Source organism: Photobacterium arenosum (assembly GCF_014841115.1).
Taxonomy (GTDB): domain Bacteria; phylum Pseudomonadota; class Gammaproteobacteria; order Enterobacterales; family Vibrionaceae; genus Photobacterium; species Photobacterium arenosum.
In genome coordinates, this window is record NZ_JACYTP010000011.1 from 88,266 (window position 1) to 107,786 (window position 19,521).

Here is a 19,521-nt window from a genome sequence, read left to right on the forward strand (position 1 = left end):
GGATTAGGCTGGCACACTGACAGGCAGGTGAATATACAGGGTCGTCCCTTTGTCCGGTTCCGATTCCACGTCTATATATCCGCCTAATTGCTCAATCAGGTTTTTTGCGTCATAGGCACCAATCCCCATGCCTGCGTTGCCTTTGGTGGTATCAAAGGGCTTGAATAATCTGTGCTCGATAAAATCGCTGCTCATGCCGCTGCCGTTGTCAGAGATGGTGATCAGGTAGTAGTGATCTTTGCGTGTCGTCGACACATGCACAAAACCGTTTTCACTGGTGGATTCTTGTGCATTCTGAACCAGATGAGAGAGTATGTTGCTGAAGCGTTCTCTGTCTGTTTTAAGGGTAAACGGCAAGCTGGTTTGTTCAATAAATTGTGGTTCAGGCGCTCGGACGGCACGGGTGTCACAGACTTGTCGTATCAGATCTTCAATGTCTATCTCTTCTTCAGACTGACTTTCAACCCGTTTATTATTGAGCTGGTTCAGCACTTTCGTCAGCCGGTGAGCGGCCGAATCGACAGTATCAAAGGCATCACTGATAAAGTCGGGGTTATCCCGGTGTTTGGTCGCATTTTTACTGAGAAGCTGCAGTTGCGCTAACACGTTTTTCAGATCGTGTACCAGAAAGGCAGACATACGGTTGAAGGTATCGAATTGCTGGCTTTCAGCAAGTTTCTGATTGGTTTCAAAAACAGTGAGATAGACAGAAAGCTGACGGCTGATCGCCTTCATTAAATCACGGTCTTCCCAGTTCACTTTTTCTGTCGACGTGGGTCTGGAAAGCAGGCACACGCCCAGGGTTCCGCTGCTGCTCGACAAGGGCACGATATAAAACAGCTCTGCCACAGTGGAAAGAGCGGTGGCATCTAACCGGAAAGGTGCGGGCTCTTTGTCTTGCCTGGCAGCGTCTATGTCAACAATCCACTGATGTTCAATAGCCGGCAGTGCTGCTGAGCTGAGTAACAGCTGAATATCCCGATGCTGGCTGTCAATATTGTGGCAGGCCCGCACTTTCATGTTCGGGCCGTTTCTGGTCGCCAGTACACCGCTGTGACAGCCAAAAGGGTGAAGCATGGCACGCAGTGCTGTGTCGTATTGTGTGCCTTCCGGGTGTTCCAGCGCCGTGGCAAAACGCATCCATTCTTCACGGTATTCGTATTTGTTGGCAAAGAAATGTTTGGTGATAAAGACCATGATGTTTTTGCGAAACGTATCTGACAGAAAGAGGCTGGCCAGCACCAGTGCGCTTAACGCAAAAAACAGGATCTGAACCGTATCGCTCCAGCTTTCGCCCATGGATTTGATATAAAAACCCGCGAGCGCCATCACCAGCAGATACCCTGCTGCAACGAGTAACAGCGTGCTGTGATAAATGATATCCCGCGAGACGTACACCCGGCTTTGCCAGTGCTTGATGCGCCGGGCTGTCAGCAGGATGAAAGGCAGGGACATCAGGGCTATCCAGCCTCTGCCAAGCCAGAAGCCGGAAGCCAGAATATTGGTGAGAAAGGCATCCGCATAAAGCGCAAAGTGGTACGCGAAATAGACTCCTAACCCCAGACAGATAGGCTTGATGGCCCAGCGTTCGTCTTTACGGGTTCGGCGAAAGCGCAGTTCGACAAACCACAGGCCTATGATTGCCTGACATAAGTGCAGAAAAAGGAAAGTACGCTGGCCAAATACAGGCCAGATGAAGCGTGCCAGCTCAAGCACTATGGTCGCGGCGATGAACAGGCAAAGCCAGCGGGGGGCTTTCTCCCGGAGAATGTCTTTCACCTGCCCGGTGTTGGTTAAACTGCTGGACACCAGCAGACACCAGCCCAGCGTCAGTAAACTCTCAGTCAGCAGCACAGGTAAAATAGAGAGCTGGTAGCGATATTGGATAAATGACGTGATGGCCCAGGCTGCGCCAAGGAGGCAGGTGAGCTGTAACAGCCTTTTGGGCATGCTTTTTTCTTTGGTTGTCAGCAACAGCAAAAAAATGAACAGAAAACCGGTTGCGGCTGACAAGTAGCCAATGTTTCCAAGCAAAGTATCCAAATATGCCTTCCTTTATTCAACGAGGAACCCCAGCGCAAGTAACCGCTGAGTAGTGGCTGAGTAATGCCTGTGTCACCGGGAGTGCAGCCTTTCGCTCAGTAGGACATTTTTGCGATTCCTATTGAGAGAATAGTTCAGAATTGTGCAAAGAGGAGGGGGTCAGTACCTGTTAACGTTATTGTTACTGGGTTGCGGTGGATAGCAGAGGGTGTGAAGGGAAACCTGCGGGGCATGATACAGCCAGTTGATCCAGTCCGTCATGCTGATTGAACAGCGCACTGGCATGAAGGCCAACAGCAGAATGAATAATGGCACAAGGTTAAGTACCAGTATTAGCATGAGTTTTTTCACAACCGCTCATCCTCTTTCCCAGCCACCTCCGTCCTTTGGGGGTTAAATAATCTTTTGAGTTATACAGAGAAAGATAGCGTTATTCCCCTCGCTGCTTTGGCTTAATGTTAAGAACGTCGCTCGTTCAGATTTTTGCCCTGTTGCTTCAGAGCCTGTGAAGCCGGTGCCGGTTCATCAAACTGACGTATTTCTCTCATCATTTTGCCGCAGAACTGACACGTTTGAGTCACACATTCTTTTCATACTCGTACCGAACACCAACTTCGGATGGAGACAGTATGGAAACCGTAAGTCCTTTTCGTTTGCCACGGAAAACCCCGTTTGGGGTCGGTGAGAAACTGACTGAGTGGGCGACAGGGTTGCACAGGCTGAGTCGCTTTTATGCTGACAGACCTGTGGGACAGGATACCGAGTCGTTTCTTCGCTATTCCCTTGACGTGCTGGGAATAGATTTTCATGTTGTAAAAGGGAGTTATCAGAATATCCCCGCGCAGGAGGCTGTCGTGGTGGTGGCTAACCATCCTCTTGGTTGTGCAGAGGGCATTATTCTGGCCCAGATACTGCGAGGGATCCGGCCGGACGTAAAAATTCTGGCTAACCATTACCTCAAGACGGTCCCTGAACTGGACTCACTGTTCATTGGTGTTGATGTATTCGAAGGGGAAAGCGCGCTTCGGGCCAATGTTAAAGCCTTGCGCGAAGCCAACCGCCATTTGAGCGACGGGGGATTGCTGCTGGTATTTCCGGCCGGTGAAGTGTCGGCTTATGACAGGCAATCAAGGCAGCTTCGCGACAAAGAGTGGAGTAAATCGGTCAGCCGTTTAATTCACAAACATAAAGCCACCACAGTGCCTGTGTTTATCGGCGGGCGCAATAGCCGTCATTTCTACATGGCGGGGAAAATTCATCCCATGCTGCGCACCCTGATGCTGGGAAGAGAAATGCTGAATAAGCAGCAATCGCCGGTTCCGATTGCAATCGGCGACAGCATTCGGTTCAGCGAAGTGAAAAATATCAATGACGACCAGCACTTAGTCAATTATCTGAAATTCAATACCTATTTGCTGGGCAGTCAGGCCGGCTTGATACCATCAAGTACCCCCGCTTCTGTTGCGGATACGGCAAAAATGGCCTTTTCAGGTGAGCCCATTGATGCGCCTGTCCCCTTATCCTTACTGAAAAAGGATATCGCTAGCCTCGGCGATGACGAGTGGATGCTGAGCAGCGGCGAGTTTGATGTTTACTGTGCCCGGGCCAGTCAGATCCCGGCGATATTGCAAGAGTTGGGGCGCATCCGCGAAATCAATTTCAGGGCGGTGGGAGAAGGCACAGGAAAAGCGAGCGATCTGGATAGCTTCGATGAGAGCTATCTGCACCTGTTTGTTTGGGATCGTCAGGCTGAAAAAATTGTTGGCGCATACCGGTTGGGACTGACGGATGAACTGATTGCCAAACACGGCCTGGAAGGCCTCTATTCCCGTACGCTGTTCCGTTACGACGAGCGTTTTATCAGCCAGTATGGCGCTTCTATTGAGCTGGGGCGCTCAGTGGTGGCAGAAGAGTATCAGCGCAGTCTGAGTGCGTTATTGTTGCTGTGGAAAGGTATATCGGCATTTGTGTGCCGGCATCCGAAATACACGCATCTGTTCGGCCCGGTCAGCATCAGTGATGAGTACAGCCATGAGGCCAGACAGTTGCTCGCCGCCTGCATGTCTGTGCATCATGCCGATGAAAGCAGCGCACGTTTAGTAGCGCCGACACATCCCTTGTCCAGCAATAACCGGGTGTTCTGGCAGCCAGATATGTTATCGGCACTGGCGGATGTCCAGCTGCTTTCCAGGGTGATTTCACGGATGGATGCAGGAAAAAGCGTACCGGTATTATTGCGGCAGTATCTGGGTTTAAACGGTAAGCTGGTGTGCTTTAATGTCGACCCTGAGTTCAACGATGCGCTGGATGGATTGATCGTCGTGGATTTAACCCAGGTTCCGGAAAAGACCTTAGGTAAGTATATGACGCCCGAGAAAGCCTCTGCGTATCTTGCCCATCATGGCAAGGTTGCGGGCTTAACAGGCTAATCAGGGAGTGGCGGAATCAAGCGGCACGGACAAGTCTTTGGGAACAAAGGTCAGTACGTGCTGCTCTGTCGTCAGTGATAAGGTATCGCTTTCAAGTGCTGTGGTATTCCATTGCTGCAATGCGCTGACGATAACCGCCTCGACCGTGGCAACCTCATTCTGGATACAGGCCATCTTAGTGGATACGAGTGAGGTTATACGGAACTGGTTACCGTTTTTAAGCTCCGCCAGGCCCATGAACTGATTGCAGCCACTGAATCCTGTCGCTTTAAACTGGCTGTCCAGGCTCAGGCTGATGGGGGTGCGCGTTTCTATCTGAGTGATCTCTCTGCCATCAATTTTGGTTAATACCCAGTCTTGCTGCAAATCACTGGCAGTAAATCCTGCTTTTGGCGGAGGGTTGCAACCCAAAAGGCTCAATAAGACCATAAACAGTAGCCACTTTTTCATGTGAGCTTCACTCTCAGGTGTACGGCAATGTCACTCTAATAGTAGCAGTTAACCGTTTACAGCAGTGGCAGACTCGCGAGACAAGCACGGCAAACACACTTACCTTCAGGCAGGCTGCTGGTATCGCGTCTGGCCAGTTCAAAGCACCAGCACTGGCTGTTGCCATCCTCAATCGCGCAATAAGCCGGTTGACCACAACGTTCACAGCTATGTGTGGTTTCAGCCCCCTGGATTTGGGCGATAGTCTGGGTGTGCGCGTCATCGTTCATTAATCGCCACTCGCCGATTTCTTTCATGGTTCGCAGGCAACCACTGCAGATCCCTTCCTGATTTTTACACTTCGCCACGCACGGTGTCTTCACTTACCAGTACTCACTTCAAAAAGCGGCTAGTTTACCCCAGACCAAGTGAAATGTATTGGTCCGGGGTTGGCAGGTGAACAGCAAGACACTCCCGCTTGTGGTTAGCGTTTACGCCAGATGGTCATCTCAGACACAGTATGCTGGAATTTCCGTTTCGTCTCGCGGATTACAAACGGAATTTCTTTGACTGCAATCAGTTCAAAATGCGGGATCAGCGTTTCAGTGAGACCGTCTAAGGTGGTGAAATTCTCGCCATTCACCTTGATTCCGCCCAGCCACATGTCTTTGGGCGTATAGTCTTCCAGCCAGGTGTAGGGCGAAGTAATGACCAGATATCCCCCCGGTACAATCCGTTTGGCAATACTGTTAAGAAAGGCCTTGGGATCGGCCAGTCGGTCAATGAGATTGGAGGCGTAGACCAGATCATACTCGGTAAACTGCGGCTTGAGATTACAGGCATCGCCCTGGCTGAAGTGAATACTGCCTTTCAGGTTCTGGTAACCTAGTTCGTCAAGGGTAATGCTTTTAAACTCCACCAGATCGCCTTCAGTTGGAATGGTATAGCGTTTCTCCCCCTGCTCAAGCAGGGCATACGCTTGCTGAATAAAGCGGGCGGAAAAGTCTATGCCGTCAACGTGGTCAAAGCGTTTTGCCAGTTCAAAGCTGGCTCTGCCGACGGAACAGCCGATATCCAGTGCCCGTTGTGTGCTGTGCAATGAGATTTCCTGCAGGCATTGCTTAACCCCGTTGACACAGAAATTAGGCACAGAGAAATACTCATTACCATAGTGGAATTCCAGATACTGCGCGATTAACTCATTGGTTTCATAAATATTCAGATTGGCCATGCTGGCTGGATCCTGTTCAGAGGCGACATACCGAAATCCCGCATGTTGATAGAAATGGCGACGAAAAGCGTAGCGCGATTCGGGGATAGTCTCATTACCGGTTGAAATCCATGAGCCGCCTTTGATCAGATTGTGCTGGCCGTCAAAGGTAGGGGTCGAAAAGTCATCGTACAACGGGTGAACGTTAAACCCTTGGAAGCCATCAATGGCGGATTCAGTCCATTGCCATACATTACCCACTATGTCGCACAGGCCATTATGTTCAAAGCGGTCAACCGGGCATGATGAGGCATAATAGGCCAGCTCGGTATTTCCCGGCGCTTCTTGCCAGGAAGGGGAAGCCGTATCAAGGCATTGTCTCAGAATATACCACTCAGCTTCGGTGGGCAGCCGGATCGACTGCTGATTTTTGTCGGCTTTCCAGTTACAGAATGCTTTGGCTTCAAGTTGATTCACTTCTACCGGCCAGTTCAGTGGCAGCGGGATTTCCTGTGACAGGTTACGCTGTAACAATGTGCCGTCACGCTCAAGCCAGAATCTGGGCATGGTGGCTTTTGTGTAGGCCAGCCAGGCCAGACCTTCGTCCGTCCAGAATCTTTTTTGCTGATACCCGCCGTCCTTTACAAACTCCAGATACTCCTGGTTCGATACCAGGTATTTACTGGTTTTGAAGTCATGTACTTTATATTGCTGGACACCGTATTCATTGTCCCAGCCATAGGTATCGGCATCTTCGGATTTACCCAGTGTGATCGAACGGCCAGTCATTGCAATCAGTTGATTCGAAGGCGCTGGCCCTGTTTCCTGACAGGCCTCCCAGGCAGAAGACGGCGTCAGGTCAGTAACAGGGAGCTGACGCATGATCACAGAAGAGGTTTCAAGGTGGATGCGTTCATGCTCTATGCCCATCAGAATTACCCACGCAGGATCATTATCAGTAATGGGCAGGGTCAGAGGCATGTCATCAATCATCTGGTTGACTGCGTTTTTTATCTGCTGTCGGTAGGCTTTCACCTCATCAACGCTTGGCCAGTCGTAGTGGGCCTCATTGAGATCGTCCCAGGACATTTCATCAACACCAATAGCAAACATAGACTCAAAGTGAGGGTCTATTCTGTTTTCTATGTATTTGCCGAGCTTTAACTTATTGATATAAAAGACCGCTGTGTGGCCGTAATAAAAAATCAGCGGATGCCGGAGGGGCTCGGCTTTCTTGAAATAGGCAGAGTGGTTGTTAATCAGGGAGAAAAGGGATTCGTAAAGCGCCCAGGTTTCATTAAAGGCTGTTTTTAATTCTTGTCGTTTTTGGTGTTCTGATGTGCCTGTCAGTAATACGCTTCTCGTCGCTGCTGTCGAAAAATCAACCATGACTGTTTACTCTCCTGTAACAGTGATTTCTTATTTATTGTGTTTGATTTTATATTCAAAGTGTCTCTCTTATGTTGCAGTGAGATAAGATCAAGTTCAAGTCTCTGTTTTTTGCACGACAAAAACCAGAAGGCTCCCGTTCGGGAGCCTTCTTCTTAGCGACTGTACTTAGTTTTTACGGGAACCAGTAAATGCATAACGAGATGATTTCTGGCCGTTTTCAGTAGTGGCCTGGAATTTCACTGAGCGAGAAGAGTTCAGCTGCAGTGGGATGAATACGCGACCACGTTCATCGGTGGTGTACGTTTTACGTTGTTGAGGTACGTTAGCAACAGATACAGATGCGTTGGCAGCAGGTTGACCGTTCTCGGTCACAGTGACCCAAGCACCGTTATTCGCATCCGTCACACGAATATCAGCAAGAGCTGATGTCGACATTAGCAGTACAGCGGTTGCAGTGAGTACTTTAAAGCTAGTCATAATATTCACCTCATCTATCAGTGGCAAAGCCATCGATTAGGTTGTGCCTAAGTATCTTAGGGGTATCAATAGTTACAGGGCTCTCATTTTTAGACCTACTTGTTTCCAAAAAATTTCACTCTTGTGATAAGTAAACCCCATTTAGGTTACAACTTCCTGTTTTTTGATTGGATAGTATGCCTGCCCCACTTATTACCCTTATGAATATAGTGATTCATAACTTAATCGTTACTTAACCGTCACCATTATTATAGTAACCAATGTATTTTACGGGTGATAATTTCATTACAGCTTGTTGGTGTGGTTAATTATTCTGTGGAAGTTTTTTGCTTTATGGTAGGAATTTGCTACTGAAGGTGAGGGTCTAAATCTCAATGAGGTTGGGATGAGTGGCTTCGTAGTAGGACAGATCTTCGGTGATTCTGTTGACTCGCGTGGCATCAGGCTTGACGCGGACAAAGGAAAGCCCGGCGCGCTCAAGGACTTTTCCCGGTTTGGGATCGAGGCGCCTGTGCTGACCAGATATTCTGCTGAGCTTCAGATCAAAAAAACCAAAATCGACTAATCGGGAGGCTGCTTCTGTGCAATAACCGTGACCCCAGAATGGAACGCCTAACCAGAATCCTAATTGCGCATTGAGTTGCTTGATATTGTGCAATCCAATGCAGCCGATTAATTGCTCTGTGTCCTTTAACGTTATCGCGAAGATGGCCAGTGTACCATTGCCCCAACCGGCTAATGAGCGACCGATCCACTGACCGGCCATACCAGAATCATACGGGTAGGGCACATTCGTGGTGCCCAAAGCAATTTCAGGTTCACCTGCCAGCTTTTGAATCAGGGTTGCATCGGCAAGCTGTAATGGACGCAGCAACAAACGTTCCGTCGATAAAGTTGGTTGTCTCATCTGAACCTCCCTGCCTGATCAGTGAAAGAGAGGTCATATTAGTTCTGTTTCATTACGATTTATTTTATCTGGATCAAACAAAGGTCAGTTATCTGATCATCGGGTGTTAGCCGGAGGGCCGAACAGGCAGTATAAACGCGATTTCAATGACTGGTTGGGAGCCAGTGCGCGACTGAAAATGTGCTGCCAGTGATGGAAGGTCGCCTGAAGCGGCCGCCAGCCAGTGACGTCTTCACGAACCCCATAGCGTATGATGGTACTGTCGTTTTCTGGTACGAAAGTGCCAAAGAGTTTATCCCAGATAATAAGCACCCCAGCAAAGTTCTTATCTATGTATTCAGGGTTACGGGCATGATGCACACGATGGTGAGACGGGGTATTGAAGATGTGCTCCAGCCACCCGAGTCGTTTGATCACTCTGGTATGGACAAAAAACTGGAAGCCAAGATTCACAGAAACAATCAGAACGACGGTGGCTGGTGGATATCCAATTAAAATTAACGGCAGCCAAAAGATCCACATCCCTGAAACAGGATAAGTCAGGCTTTGTCGGAAGGCTGTGGTGAAGTTCATGTGCTGAGATGAATGATGGACTATGTGTGACGCCCACAACCAGTTGATATGGTGTGATGCCCGGTGAAACCAGTAATAGCAGAAATCTTGCAGCAGAAATGCCAGCGCAACGGTGGCCAGAGACATCTGGATATCGAACAGGCGATACTGATAAAGCCAGAGGAAGAAAGGCATAAGCAATAATGTTGCGATGAGATCGGCACTTTGGTGGAGACCTGCGAGGGTGAGGTTGCACGCCAGTTCTTTCCAGTTGTAGTCTTGGCTGCCTTCCTGCCGTAAACGTCTGTACTCCCATAGCATTGAGATAAAGAACAGCGGACTGATGGCCAGTAATATCAGCACTTCCATTTGCTTTCACCATGCTGGGCAAGATTGGCCAGTGCTTTTCGGATGCTTTTCTCCAGTATGAGTTTGATCAGCCAGCCGGTGCCTTTAATTTTGGGTGAAAAGCTGATGCGATACTGAATGTTACTTGTATCAGCATTCAGGCTGTGCACCTGAATCCATCCGCCATGCTCAACAACGGGGCCGCCGTTGATAATACGATAGTGGAGGTGTTCATTTTCTTTGTAATCTATGATTTTTTCATCAAAGGTAAAGGGGCCGGCGGAGACTCTGCGAATGGCGCCAATGCCGTTAGGTTTAGGTTTACCGCTTCTGATCAGATGGTAAGAACCATCAAAAAAGCGCCCCAGGTTTTGATGATCTGTTAATAACTCAAACAAGACTTTCTTCGGTGCCTGGGCAGATTGTTCTATTGTGATTGTGTGCGCTGGCATGATACGCCCCTGTTAATTTAGTAACATTATGTTAACAGTGAATGAGTATCTGTCAAATGGGAAAATATTGATAGAAAGCTTATTTTTCAATGTGTTCTGAGTGATTCGAGTCTGAATCGAAAGTCACACTGCTCAAGTATGGTGCAGAATCACACGATCTGATGTTGCGAATTTGTATTTAATTGTTAAGGGCTTGATTCACAACACTTTGTAACTCTGATGTGTAATGTATGAGAAAAATGTGAGCATAAACTCACAAAAAAGGTCAAAAATGGTATTGAAAAATGTGTCAGAGACTCTTATATTGATTTTTGTTGATGTGGACTAGATGGTGATAACTCTGAAAAAGCGTTGGAAAACCGAACCTCGAGTGAGGTAACTGAATCTAAGGTTAACGTTCCCCAAACGTCAAAAAGTTCAGTGTCGGATCAGAACATTCAGTAACAATCCATCTCGCTTCATGTTTATTATTCTCCAGAATCTGAGCATAAAGGACACAACAGTTTGGTTGATTATGCCGATCAGTATTCGTCATTGGAGATAGTAACGTTAACGATACTTAAATGTCATTCATCTGTAATGAATCTTTGAGTAAAGTTATACGAATTAGGTAGCAAAGGTTTTTAGTAATACTTGGCTTGTTATCTATGTTTTATCGAGAGGTGAATTATGACAAATAAAAGCCGTAGACAATGGTTCTATTATCAGTCACAGTCTTCTAAGTCGAAACTGAAAAGTAAATGAACGCACCTGGTGCGAAAACGACAAAAAAGATAAAAATCAGATTGATAATATAAAAATTAAGTAAGTGAAGTTAGCCAGAGACACTCATACTGTGTTTCTGGCTTAAATATTTTTATCAGGTGGAAAAATTATTTCAATGCGGAAGGGATAATTATCAATAATGCTATTGATAGATTTTTCCGCCAACGCGTAGCTTTTCCGGAATGGATTTCAATTGAATGCCCCCTAAATAAATATCACCTTTTACTGTGATATTGGGAGGAAGCTCAGTAATTTGGGTATGAGCCAGATAGAGATCGCCTCCAACAGACAGATAAGGAGGCAACCGTGTGATTGGCATGCCAATCAAGCTTAAATCCCCTGGTATCTTAAGGTACGGGTTCAGCCTGGTAATTTGGGTGTGGGCCAGATTGAGATACCCCGCAACTTCCAGTTTTTTGGGCAATGAGACTATGTTGCTATAGGCCAGATTGAGATTCCCATCAACACGAACAACGCCAGGTAAATAATTAATATCACTATTTTCGAGGTTCAGGTGTCCTTTCACATGAAGAGGGTTGGGCAGGGTAATGCTCCGTGAATGTCGCAGCGACACATTACCGTAGCTATCGGTGTAATTAAGCAACTTTATTTCTGAAATGAATTGATTAGCGGCAACACCCTGGCTGGATATCAGGAAAAAGCTCAGAACCGCTAACAGGAAAAATGGTTGGAGTTGCTTCTTCATACTTTTCACGACACATGCATGTAATCATTCTATTCCTGAGGAATTGTAATCAGTACCAGAAGAAAAGACAGCATTAGCTGATGAAATGGGAGTAGTATCACCAAACAGTCAGAATAAAATTATGCGCTGATATTACTATCAACGCATAGTTGAATCAGAGTATTGTTATTTATCAAATTGCTTGATTAATACTGATGTGTCTGCGCGGTTAAAGCCTCTGTCCTGAAGTTTCGCATATTCAGCATCGACCTGACGTGCGAGAGGAAGCGGGACGGACAGTTTATCGGCGGCATCAAAGCAGATAGAAAGATCTTTTCGCATCCAGTCGATGGCAAAACCGAAATCAAATTTATCCTCTGCCATAGTGACAGCGCGGTTTTCCATTTGCCATGAACCCGCCGCGCCATGCTTAAGCACATTGGTCATTTTTTCAATATCTAATCCTGCTGCTTTAGCAAGCGTAATGGCTTCTGATAACCCCTGCAGAATACCGGTAATACAGATTTGGTTCGCCATTTTGGTGATTTGACCGAATCCGACATCACCCATCAGGGTAGAGGCTTTCGCATAAGTGTTGAAAATGGGCTGGGCTGACTGAAACGCTTCTTCGCTGCCACCGACCATTATGGTCAGGCAGCCATTTACAGCGCCGGCTTCACCACCAGAGACGGGCGCATCGATGAATGTGGCAGATGCACTGTTTGCCGCTTCAGCCATCTCACGGGCAACGTCGGCAGAGGCTGTTGTGTGATCAACCAGTAATGTGCCCGGACGGATGGTCGACAGGATCCCCTGCTCTCCACAGTAGACTTCACGGATGTCGTTATCATTACCGACGCAGGTCAGAACAACATCGGCCTCTTGTGCGGCCTCAGCCGGCGTCAACGCAAGCTTACCCGGGTAAGTGTTCAGCCATCTCTCTGCGGTGGTTGTCGTGCGGTTGTACACCACGACATTAAACCCTGCAGTGGCTAAGTGCCCGGCCATAGGGAAACCCATAGTGCCTAATCCGATGAAAGCGATAGTTTTGTTGGTCATTACTGCGCATCCTATTGCATTTTTATCTTGGCATAGTTATCTGGCGGGAATCATATCACAGAGGATCGAGGTGAATGGCAGCAAATAGCCATATCGAGCCGGAATTTTTACTCGATATGGCCTTCAATTGAAGAATTATCGCGGAGCCAGTGAGCGGGACTTGAGGTCGAAAATCAGTTTTTCAGCACTGCATTCAAATTGCAGGCTGGCTGTCATTGCAGTTTCGTCGTCACTGTAGATGGTCTGATATTGCACATTGTGATTCACGCTTTTCGCTAATGTCAGGAAAGGCGCAAACTCTGTCTCTATCATGTCTTTGCCCGGACCATTAAATGAAAGCGTTGAAACATCGTCTCCTTCGCGAATGAGAAAGCCAATTTCAGCCGCGACACCACAAGCTTCACAAGGCTTTTCAGTCTGTTGTAAATCAGCCATAGTGTTTCCTTTACTAAAAAAGATACCGTGAATGAGTGTATCTCCGGACCGCCGATTGCGCCATCGGAGTCGGTGGCGATAGCTTGTTACAGATCAAGGTAAGCGCAAGAAACACTTAAAATACCAGGTAGCGATGAAAGATGGGGGCAATGTCGCTGGGGCTGGGTTTCTGACTGGCCTGACAGCCAGACCAGTCAGATAAAGTGGTTATCTTTCCTCGAAGCGTTCGGCCAGTGCTTCAAAGTCGTCGACTTTCGCCCTGAGTCCGGCGCTCGATTCTTCGACCAGCAGCAACTCTTTAAAGTTTTGTTCTGATGCTGCAGCAATCGAGTGGATGTGTTGGCGGGTATGGTCAGTCAGTTGAACCTGGCCCTCTGCAGCCTGGGCCATTTTACGGATTAACAGACTCATTTCAGCCATATTGGCTTCCATGGTTTTCAGGCTCTCAGAGCCTTCAGCGGCTGTTGAAACACACTGGTTGGTCTGATCACGGTTGCACTCAATCACAGAGCGCCATTCGTTGATTGTATTCAACATGTGCTCGATACTGTTTTGGATCTGTTCTGTTGCCGTCTGAGTTCGTGATGACAAAGCCCGTACTTCATCGGCAACTACAGCAAAACCACGACCATGCTCGCCGGCACGAGCAGCTTCTATAGCAGCATTTAAGGCCAGCAGGTTAGTTTGATCGGCAATGCCGCGAATTTCATCCATCACAGAGCTGACTTTTGCCGCTTCGTTACTTAATTGCAATGTTGTGGCCGTTGCCTGCTCTGCTTGCGCAGACAATGTTTGCAGATTTTGCTGAGTGTGATCTAACTGTACTCGGGTCTGATCACTGTAATTCTGAGTGCTCAGTAACAACTGCTCCGATTGATCGGCATGCTGGTTGACTGTTTGTGCTGAGTCAGTCATGTCATCCAGAGCATTGGCAACATTGCGGATATTGTCGTTCTGATACCGGATCGCCTGATTGACACGTGTGGCTGTTTCACTCAGCTCTTCAGCAAGTTCCTGAAGAGGGTGGGCTGCATCTTTCATTCGGCCTAAAACGGTACGAATTCTTGCTGAGGCCATTTTGAGATGATAATCCGCCACAGAAAAAGCACTGTCGCCGGAAAAAATCAGCCGGCTGATGCTGTCATAGCTTTGTTTGAGGTCACTTAACTGTTGCGGGGTCTGAAACAGTTCCTGACGGAAGAGAAGCAGCAGCACAATAAGCGGAAGCAGCGGCAGAAGTGCGGCGACCGAAAATCCGCCCTGTATCAGGCTATAAATAACCGGCAGCAGGATAGCGCCAGCCAATAAGCCGTAACGCAATGAAACCGGTAGCGAAAGCGACACGCTGGTTTTGCCTTCACTCTGGCGTAATGACTTGTAAGCCTGGCTGGCGGTTTTGACCATGTCGGGGGTGGGTTTTACCCGTACCGATTGGTAACCCACGATTTTACTGTGTTCGTAGATAGGCGTGACGTAAGCGTCGACCCAGTAATAGCCGCCATTCTTGGTCTTGTTCTTGACGATACCCCGCCAGGCGTTACCTTTTTTCAAGTGCATCCACATGTCGCCGAATGCAGCCTTGGGCATATCGGCATGGCGAATAACATTATGCGGTTTACCCAGTAACTCGTCCTCGGTATAACCAGCAACCTGACAGAAACAGGGGTTGCAATAGATGATGTTTCCTTTGAGATCAGTGGCTGAAACGAGTTGCTCGCCTGCCGGGAAGGTGACTTCACCGTCCTTCATGGTGTGAATGGATATAGCGGACACGTATAACCCTTGTTTTATTAAGATTTTTTATCTGCGAATAAGAGCATAGATGCATTGGGTTTATCAATACTTGGATAGTGAAATACGCTATAACCGCACAAAAATTAATGGATAACAATATTAACAATAAGCAGCTGAATGCAGTCTTTAACCATCATCTTGTTCTGTACAGCCAGAAACAGGTGTAATGGCATCGTTGCCGGTTCGGGGTTTACCCTGATCAGCCTGAGGTTACCTTTACGCAGAATTAACTATATTTATAGTGATAAGAATCTTAAATGGTGGTGAGAGGATAATTACTTGTTCAATAGAGCTGTTCTCTTAAAGATGTTGAGAGGGTTTAATTATGGTTCTGTCTGAATGCCGGGAAATGTTGATGAAGCACACATTGGTGGAGGCGCGATTAGTCCACGATTTTCTCAGTACGGGTTGGAGTGTGAATTTCAAAGATGAAGCTGGGAATGATTATCCTCTGACTGATGTGTACGGTATACCCTGCAGTTATGATTCGCTGAAGCAGGCGCAGGATGCTGTTCATGAAGCTGGTGACTGTCCTATTAAAGTTGACAACCTGTTCCATTTTTCAGAGCGTTAACGGCGGTTAAAAGCTGTCTGGTTGGACCTGACTTTTCTTGCATGAAAAAGAACGATCGTGCTTTAATCGTGATAATGTAACGAAAGGAAGTGCAATGAGCAAAGGGCGGGTCACCCGGGAACACATACTGAGAACGGCATTTGATCTGGCCAGCCGTGATGGCTTGGACAGTCTGACTGTCGGGCAGCTGGCTAAGGCATCAGGTATGTCGAAAAGCGGGCTGTTTGCGCATTTCAATTCGAAAGAAAATTTACAGGTCGCTGTTTTGCAGTTTGCAGGTGAATACTTTGCTCAGCATGTTATTCAGCCGGCACGGCTTGCAGACTGGGATTCAGTCGAAGAAAAAATCAGGTTATTACTGCAGAACTGGCTAGCCTGGAACCATTCCTTTCAGGGCAGTTGCATGTTTATCGATGCCTGGAAAGAAGGTCGCTGCAGTGACCACCCTGTTCAGCAGGAGCTGGACATTATTACCCGTCGGTGGATGGACTATTTGTGTCGTCAGGTTGAGCAGGGGAAGGCCAGCGGAGAGTTCCGTACGGATTTAGATACCTGGCAATCCGTATTCCGGCTCTATGGTGCTTACCTCAGTAGTCAGCTCTTTCATTCCTTAGGTCTGGAAGCTGATGGTAACCCACGATTCTGGATGGATGTGGATCTTATTCTTGCCAGTTGCCGGTCAGACAGCAAGCAAGACTAATTTTTTAAATTTCAAAAAAAAGCACGAACGTACTTTTTTATACAGGCCATATCATGAGCAGCAAAATATATTTCAATACTAAGGGAGGCGTGAATGTCAGACGCCGTGCAATCAATGTGGCAACCCGTGCCTATCACCGTATTGCCCCGTCTCATGCCCGCAAAACCGCGCGGAACTTATTGTTAACTCCTGAAAGGTTTTCTGCCAAAGCTCAGGCACCTGAGGGCTTACAAAAAAAAGCGATTGAGACGTCCGAAGGTAAAATAATGACCTATTCCCTTGGAAGTGGCCCTACATGGCTGTTGGGGCATGGATGGTCCGGGTCGGCCAGTCAGTTTTATACTCTGATGGAACGTATTGCGGCCTCAGGCTTTACCGCTCTGGCATTCGATAATCCTGCTCATGGTGCGAGCGATGGTCAGCACGGACATTTGCCCGGGTTTGTTAAAGGGCTGGAAGCCGTACTGGAGCAAGAAGTTGATGAGCTTGCCGGTGTTGTTGCGCACAGCATGGGCTGTACCATGGTGCTTGAGAGCAAGCACGCGAAACTGGCGGGTGTGCCCATGCTGCTGGTCGCTCCGATTCTGAATTACAAAGATAACTTGTACCGTGTTGTTGAGGGATCGGGTTTCTCGCTGCGTTTGTTTCAGGATGTGATCCGCGAAGTTGAGCACCAGTATCAGTATCCGATTGATAGTGTGGATAGTCACCAACGGTTGGCTGGCCATCAGGGACACATAGTGATTGTTCACGATAATAGTGATCGTTTTGCGTTATTTGAACAGTCGCGGAAAGCGAATGCCCTGCCACGGGTCAGTTTGATTGAGACCAGTGGTCTGGGGCATAACCGCATTCTCAAAAGTGAGCCATTACTAAGGGCATTTGACGATTTGAGCAAGAATCAGACGACAGAAACCCATTAACCTGTTTTTGCCACCACTGTCGCAGACTGGGTGTTGAGCGTTGCCACTTCAGCATCCAGTTTCGCTATGTGATTCAGCATCATTTCACGACAGCGCTCAGCTAATTCCCTGGCATCCTGCATAGTCATTTCAGACGTATCAATCGGGTCGAGGTACTCTGCAATCACAGTGCCGTTATCCCGCAGATTCAGGTCAATTTTGTTATGGGTACTGCTGACAACCATAGGCACGATTGGCACACCGGCCTCAATGGCCATTCTGAATGCACCGGTTTTAAAAGGCAGCAAACCACGCCCTTTGCTTCTGGTGCCTTCAGGATACATCCATACCGACAGGTTGCGTTCGTGAATGGTATCGGCGACTTGTTTGATGGTATCGCGGGCTTTAGCTTTGTTCTCTCTGTCTATCAGTATATTGCCGGTGATCCAGTACAAAGGGCCAAAGAAGGGAATCCACAGCAGGCTTTTTTTACCGATTGAGACGGTTCTCGGCCGGACCATGCCGGGCGAGGTAACAAAGTCGAAAACGTTCTGGTGATTAGAGATATAGACGGCGCGACCAACTCCTTTGATCCGCTCTTGCCCCCTTTCAATGATATGCACATTGACTATTTTTCTCAGTATCTTGAACCAGCGGCTGAAAAAATAGACATGCTTTGGATCTCTGGGGCTGAAAAGACAGTACACCAGAGCAAACAAACAGGTGAAAACGATAAAAAGGGCAGCCAGTAACAGGCGAATGAAAGCGAGCACAACAACTCCTTAAAAAACACTAACTACTTTCTTAGATTAATTCAGCAGAGAAATTTAGCAAAAGTGACAGAGCCTTTGATATGCAACAAGTCACAAAATTGAAAAGTTAACCAATTGAAAAGTAATATATAAAAAGTTAACGCGCAGGTGCTGAGAGTCAGGCAGTTTGCGCATCTTGATATCCTTGTGAAGAAGTGAATGATGAACAGACGCATTGGGCGTCGCTGAAGGGTGCTTTAAGATTAACCAGGCAGCGCGCCAGACAGTGCATCAGGCTGTGGCTTCATGCATAATCACTTCTTTGTGGTATTTTTTTGCGCAGAGGTTGATATGGCAGGAACAAGAAGGAGTGTGGGTTATCGCCAGCAACGCCTGGTTTTGATGATCGTAACTATGGCTGTTCTTAGCGTGCTTGCAGGCTGCAGTACCACAACACAAGTACCTGCGGAAACCCGGGAAATCCATGCCGCGGTTAATCAGCCTCCCCAGCCCCCACTTTCCATTGCTATCAAACCACCGACCCCCACGTTTCTTGATGTGTACCAAAGCTGGAAAGGCACGCCTTACCGTTTAGGGGGAAGCTCCAGACGGGGAATTGACTGCTCTGCATTTGTTCAGCTGACCTATTCTGAGGTTTATCGTCAGATGCTGCCTCGCACTACCGCAGAGCAGTCGCAGTTGGGTAAGGCTGTTCCTCGTTCTATGGCAAAAAAAGGGGATCTGGTGTTTTTCAGGACAGGGCGGAGCATGCGCCATGTCGGCATCTATATGGGGAATAATGAGTTTCTCCACGCTTCAACATCGCAGGGAGTCGTGGTATCCAGCCTTGACACCCCGTACTGGCAACGGGCATTTTGGCAGATTCGTCGAATCCAGTAAGCTTTGTTCGCCTTCCTTTACAATTACCCATGAAATTTATGGGTGTGAAGTTCGCAAAATTGCCGCACCCCTTTCATACTTTGGCTGTAGGGCGTTAAGCCCGAGCGCTGGATTTCCAGGAGGTGATTTATGGCAATGGCTATGACAGTTGGGCAATTCCTCAACAGCCATAATGTGGATTTCAGTCTGACGCACCACAGGCATACCGATACATCATTCAGTTCGGCGGTCTCTGCACATGTTCCTACTTCCCAAGTGGCGAAAGCCGTTTTGCTTAAGGATCAGCAGGGCGATTATCTGATGGCCGTTGTGCCGTCTAACCGCCGGGTAATGATTGATAAAATTAATCGCATAATGGGCAAGCAGTTCTTTTTGGTGGGTGAGCATGAATTAACCCAGATCTTTCAGGACTGCGAACCCGGTGCGATCCCTTCATTAGGACAGGCATATAAAGTCAATATGCTGGTGGATGATTTGCTGCTTGAACAGGATGAGCTGTATATCGAATCCGGTGATCATGAAAACCTGATCCACCTTGATAACAAGCAGTTCCATAAAGTGATGCGAGATGTGCCACACAGAAACATATCAGGCTATCGGATGTTATTTACTCAGGAGCATGACGGTCGTCATTGGGAGTGGGAATAAATACCGGAATGAAAAGCCTGTAAATAAAGATGCGCTTACCTGTGACGGAAGCGCATCTTTTTTATGAG

General features: G+C 47.8%; 19 protein-coding genes. 6 read left to right on the plus strand and 13 right to left on the minus strand.

What is annotated here, in order from left to right:
* Positions 1-3: 3 nt before the first annotated feature.
* On the minus strand, positions 4-2,043 hold the full coding sequence (gene prsK, locus IFO68_RS16185) for an XrtA/PEP-CTERM system histidine kinase PrsK (RefSeq protein WP_192016878.1): 2,040 nt from the start codon (positions 2,041-2,043) through the stop codon (positions 4-6).
* A 629-nt stretch (positions 2,044-2,672) separates the two neighbouring features.
* Here prsK and IFO68_RS16190 point away from each other — a divergent pair.
* Positions 2,673-4,472 (plus strand): lysophospholipid acyltransferase family protein, encoded by a 1,800-nt coding sequence (locus IFO68_RS16190; RefSeq protein WP_192016879.1) that lies wholly within the window; start codon positions 2,673-2,675, stop codon positions 4,470-4,472.
* Here IFO68_RS16190 and IFO68_RS16195 read toward each other — a convergent pair whose 3' ends face one another.
* The 11 genes from IFO68_RS16195 to IFO68_RS16245 all read right to left on the minus strand — a co-directional run bounded on the left by IFO68_RS16195 (position 4,473) and on the right by IFO68_RS16245 (position 14,932).
* Complete coding sequence (locus IFO68_RS16195) at positions 4,473-4,922, minus strand: META domain-containing protein (RefSeq protein WP_027251613.1); 450 nt, start codon at positions 4,920-4,922, stop codon at positions 4,473-4,475. It lies immediately after the preceding gene.
* 56 nt (positions 4,923-4,978) lie between these two features.
* Positions 4,979-5,269, minus strand: coding sequence for a cysteine-rich CWC family protein (locus tag IFO68_RS16200; RefSeq protein WP_375713901.1), 291 nt, complete (start codon positions 5,267-5,269; stop codon positions 4,979-4,981).
* A 116-nt stretch (positions 5,270-5,385) separates the two neighbouring features.
* Positions 5,386-7,500, minus strand: coding sequence for a 5-histidylcysteine sulfoxide synthase (gene ovoA / locus IFO68_RS16205; RefSeq protein ID WP_192016881.1), 2,115 nt, complete (start codon positions 7,498-7,500; stop codon positions 5,386-5,388).
* Between the two features lie 168 nt (positions 7,501-7,668).
* A complete protein-coding gene (locus IFO68_RS16210; protein WP_192016882.1) occupies positions 7,669-7,980 on the minus strand; it encodes a hypothetical protein in 312 nt (103 codons plus the stop codon).
* A 364-nt stretch (positions 7,981-8,344) separates the two neighbouring features.
* Positions 8,345-8,887, minus strand: coding sequence for a GNAT family N-acetyltransferase (locus tag IFO68_RS16215; protein WP_192016883.1), 543 nt, complete (start codon positions 8,885-8,887; stop codon positions 8,345-8,347).
* 96 nt (positions 8,888-8,983) lie between these two features.
* Positions 8,984-9,808: a sterol desaturase family protein gene (locus tag IFO68_RS16220; RefSeq protein ID WP_192016884.1), complete on the minus strand. Its 825-nt coding sequence runs from the start codon at positions 9,806-9,808 to the stop codon at positions 8,984-8,986.
* A complete protein-coding gene (locus IFO68_RS16225; RefSeq protein ID WP_192016885.1) occupies positions 9,796-10,239 on the minus strand; it encodes an SRPBCC family protein in 444 nt (147 codons plus the stop codon). Before IFO68_RS16225 ends, IFO68_RS16220 begins: the two co-directional genes overlap by 13 nt.
* A 907-nt stretch (positions 10,240-11,146) precedes the next feature.
* Complete coding sequence (locus IFO68_RS16230; RefSeq protein ID WP_225445291.1) at positions 11,147-11,710, minus strand: hypothetical protein; 564 nt, start codon at positions 11,708-11,710, stop codon at positions 11,147-11,149.
* Between the two features lie 165 nt (positions 11,711-11,875).
* A complete protein-coding gene (locus IFO68_RS16235) occupies positions 11,876-12,748 on the minus strand; it encodes an NAD(P)-dependent oxidoreductase (RefSeq protein ID WP_192016886.1) in 873 nt (290 codons plus the stop codon).
* A gap of 135 nt (positions 12,749-12,883) precedes the next feature.
* Positions 12,884-13,183 (minus strand): DUF406 family protein, encoded by a 300-nt coding sequence (locus IFO68_RS16240; protein ID WP_192016887.1) that lies wholly within the window; start codon positions 13,181-13,183, stop codon positions 12,884-12,886.
* Between the two features lie 207 nt (positions 13,184-13,390).
* Complete coding sequence (locus IFO68_RS16245) at positions 13,391-14,932, minus strand: methyl-accepting chemotaxis protein (RefSeq protein WP_192016930.1); 1,542 nt, start codon at positions 14,930-14,932, stop codon at positions 13,391-13,393.
* A gap of 400 nt (positions 14,933-15,332) precedes the next feature.
* Between IFO68_RS16245 and IFO68_RS16250 the strand changes: the two genes are divergently transcribed.
* The 3 genes from IFO68_RS16250 (at position 15,333) to IFO68_RS16260 (ending at position 17,174) form a co-directional block, all read left to right on the plus strand.
* Positions 15,333-15,551, plus strand: coding sequence for a hypothetical protein (locus tag IFO68_RS16250; RefSeq protein WP_225445286.1), 219 nt, complete (start codon positions 15,333-15,335; stop codon positions 15,549-15,551).
* A gap of 94 nt (positions 15,552-15,645) precedes the next feature.
* The gene (locus IFO68_RS16255) at positions 15,646-16,251 is read left to right on the plus strand and encodes a TetR/AcrR family transcriptional regulator (RefSeq protein ID WP_192016889.1); all 606 of its coding nucleotides are present in this window, start codon (positions 15,646-15,648) and stop codon (positions 16,249-16,251) included.
* A gap of 53 nt (positions 16,252-16,304) precedes the next feature.
* Positions 16,305-17,174 (plus strand): alpha/beta fold hydrolase, encoded by an 870-nt coding sequence (locus IFO68_RS16260; RefSeq protein ID WP_192016890.1) that lies wholly within the window; start codon positions 16,305-16,307, stop codon positions 17,172-17,174.
* Here the strand turns inward: IFO68_RS16260 and IFO68_RS16265 are convergent.
* Positions 17,171-17,926, minus strand: a complete 756-nt coding sequence (locus IFO68_RS16265) for a 1-acylglycerol-3-phosphate O-acyltransferase (RefSeq protein ID WP_192016891.1) — start codon at positions 17,924-17,926, stop codon at positions 17,171-17,173. The two genes, IFO68_RS16260 and IFO68_RS16265, sit on opposite strands and share 4 nt — an antisense overlap.
* Positions 17,927-18,256: 330 nt before the next feature.
* On the opposite strand from IFO68_RS16265, the gene IFO68_RS16270 reads away from it, so the two are divergent.
* Positions 18,257-18,805 (plus strand): NlpC/P60 family protein, encoded by a 549-nt coding sequence (locus IFO68_RS16270; protein ID WP_419555449.1) that lies wholly within the window; start codon positions 18,257-18,259, stop codon positions 18,803-18,805.
* 129 nt (positions 18,806-18,934) lie between these two features.
* Positions 18,935-19,453: an aminoacyl-tRNA deacylase gene (locus IFO68_RS16275; protein ID WP_192016892.1), complete on the plus strand. Its 519-nt coding sequence runs from the start codon at positions 18,935-18,937 to the stop codon at positions 19,451-19,453.
* The last annotated feature ends 68 nt before the right edge of the window (positions 19,454-19,521 follow it).

Excerpts from the sequence above, each read along its gene's own strand:
- IFO68_RS16190 (WP_192016879.1), top strand. The coding sequence starts at position 2,673 with ATGGAAACCGTAAGTCCTTTTCGTTTGCCACGGAAAACCCCGTTTGGG.
- IFO68_RS16195 (WP_027251613.1), bottom strand. The coding sequence starts at position 4,922 with ATGAAAAAGTGGCTACTGTTTATGGTCTTATTGAGCCTTTTGGGTTGC.
- ovoA (WP_192016881.1), bottom strand. The coding sequence starts at position 7,500 with ATGGTTGATTTTTCGACAGCAGCGACGAGAAGCGTATTACTGACAGGC.
- IFO68_RS16210 (WP_192016882.1), bottom strand. The coding sequence starts at position 7,980 with ATGACTAGCTTTAAAGTACTCACTGCAACCGCTGTACTGCTAATGTCG.
- IFO68_RS16215 (WP_192016883.1), bottom strand. The coding sequence starts at position 8,887 with ATGAGACAACCAACTTTATCGACGGAACGTTTGTTGCTGCGTCCATTA.
- IFO68_RS16220 (WP_192016884.1), bottom strand. The coding sequence starts at position 9,808 with ATGGAAGTGCTGATATTACTGGCCATCAGTCCGCTGTTCTTTATCTCA.
- IFO68_RS16225 (WP_192016885.1), bottom strand. The coding sequence starts at position 10,239 with ATGCCAGCGCACACAATCACAATAGAACAATCTGCCCAGGCACCGAAG.
- IFO68_RS16230 (WP_225445291.1), bottom strand. The coding sequence starts at position 11,710 with ATGAAGAAGCAACTCCAACCATTTTTCCTGTTAGCGGTTCTGAGCTTT.
- IFO68_RS16235 (WP_192016886.1), bottom strand. The coding sequence starts at position 12,748 with ATGACCAACAAAACTATCGCTTTCATCGGATTAGGCACTATGGGTTTC.
- IFO68_RS16240 (WP_192016887.1), bottom strand. The coding sequence starts at position 13,183 with ATGGCTGATTTACAACAGACTGAAAAGCCTTGTGAAGCTTGTGGTGTC.
- IFO68_RS16245 (WP_192016930.1), bottom strand. The coding sequence starts at position 14,932 with ATGAAGGACGGTGAAGTCACCTTCCCGGCAGGCGAGCAACTCGTTTCA.
- IFO68_RS16250 (WP_225445286.1), top strand. The coding sequence starts at position 15,333 with ATGAAGCACACATTGGTGGAGGCGCGATTAGTCCACGATTTTCTCAGT.
- IFO68_RS16255 (WP_192016889.1), top strand. The coding sequence starts at position 15,646 with ATGAGCAAAGGGCGGGTCACCCGGGAACACATACTGAGAACGGCATTT.
- IFO68_RS16260 (WP_192016890.1), top strand. The coding sequence starts at position 16,305 with ATGAGCAGCAAAATATATTTCAATACTAAGGGAGGCGTGAATGTCAGA.
- IFO68_RS16270 (WP_419555449.1), top strand. The coding sequence starts at position 18,257 with ATGGCAGGAACAAGAAGGAGTGTGGGTTATCGCCAGCAACGCCTGGTT.
- IFO68_RS16275 (WP_192016892.1), top strand. The coding sequence starts at position 18,935 with ATGGCAATGGCTATGACAGTTGGGCAATTCCTCAACAGCCATAATGTG.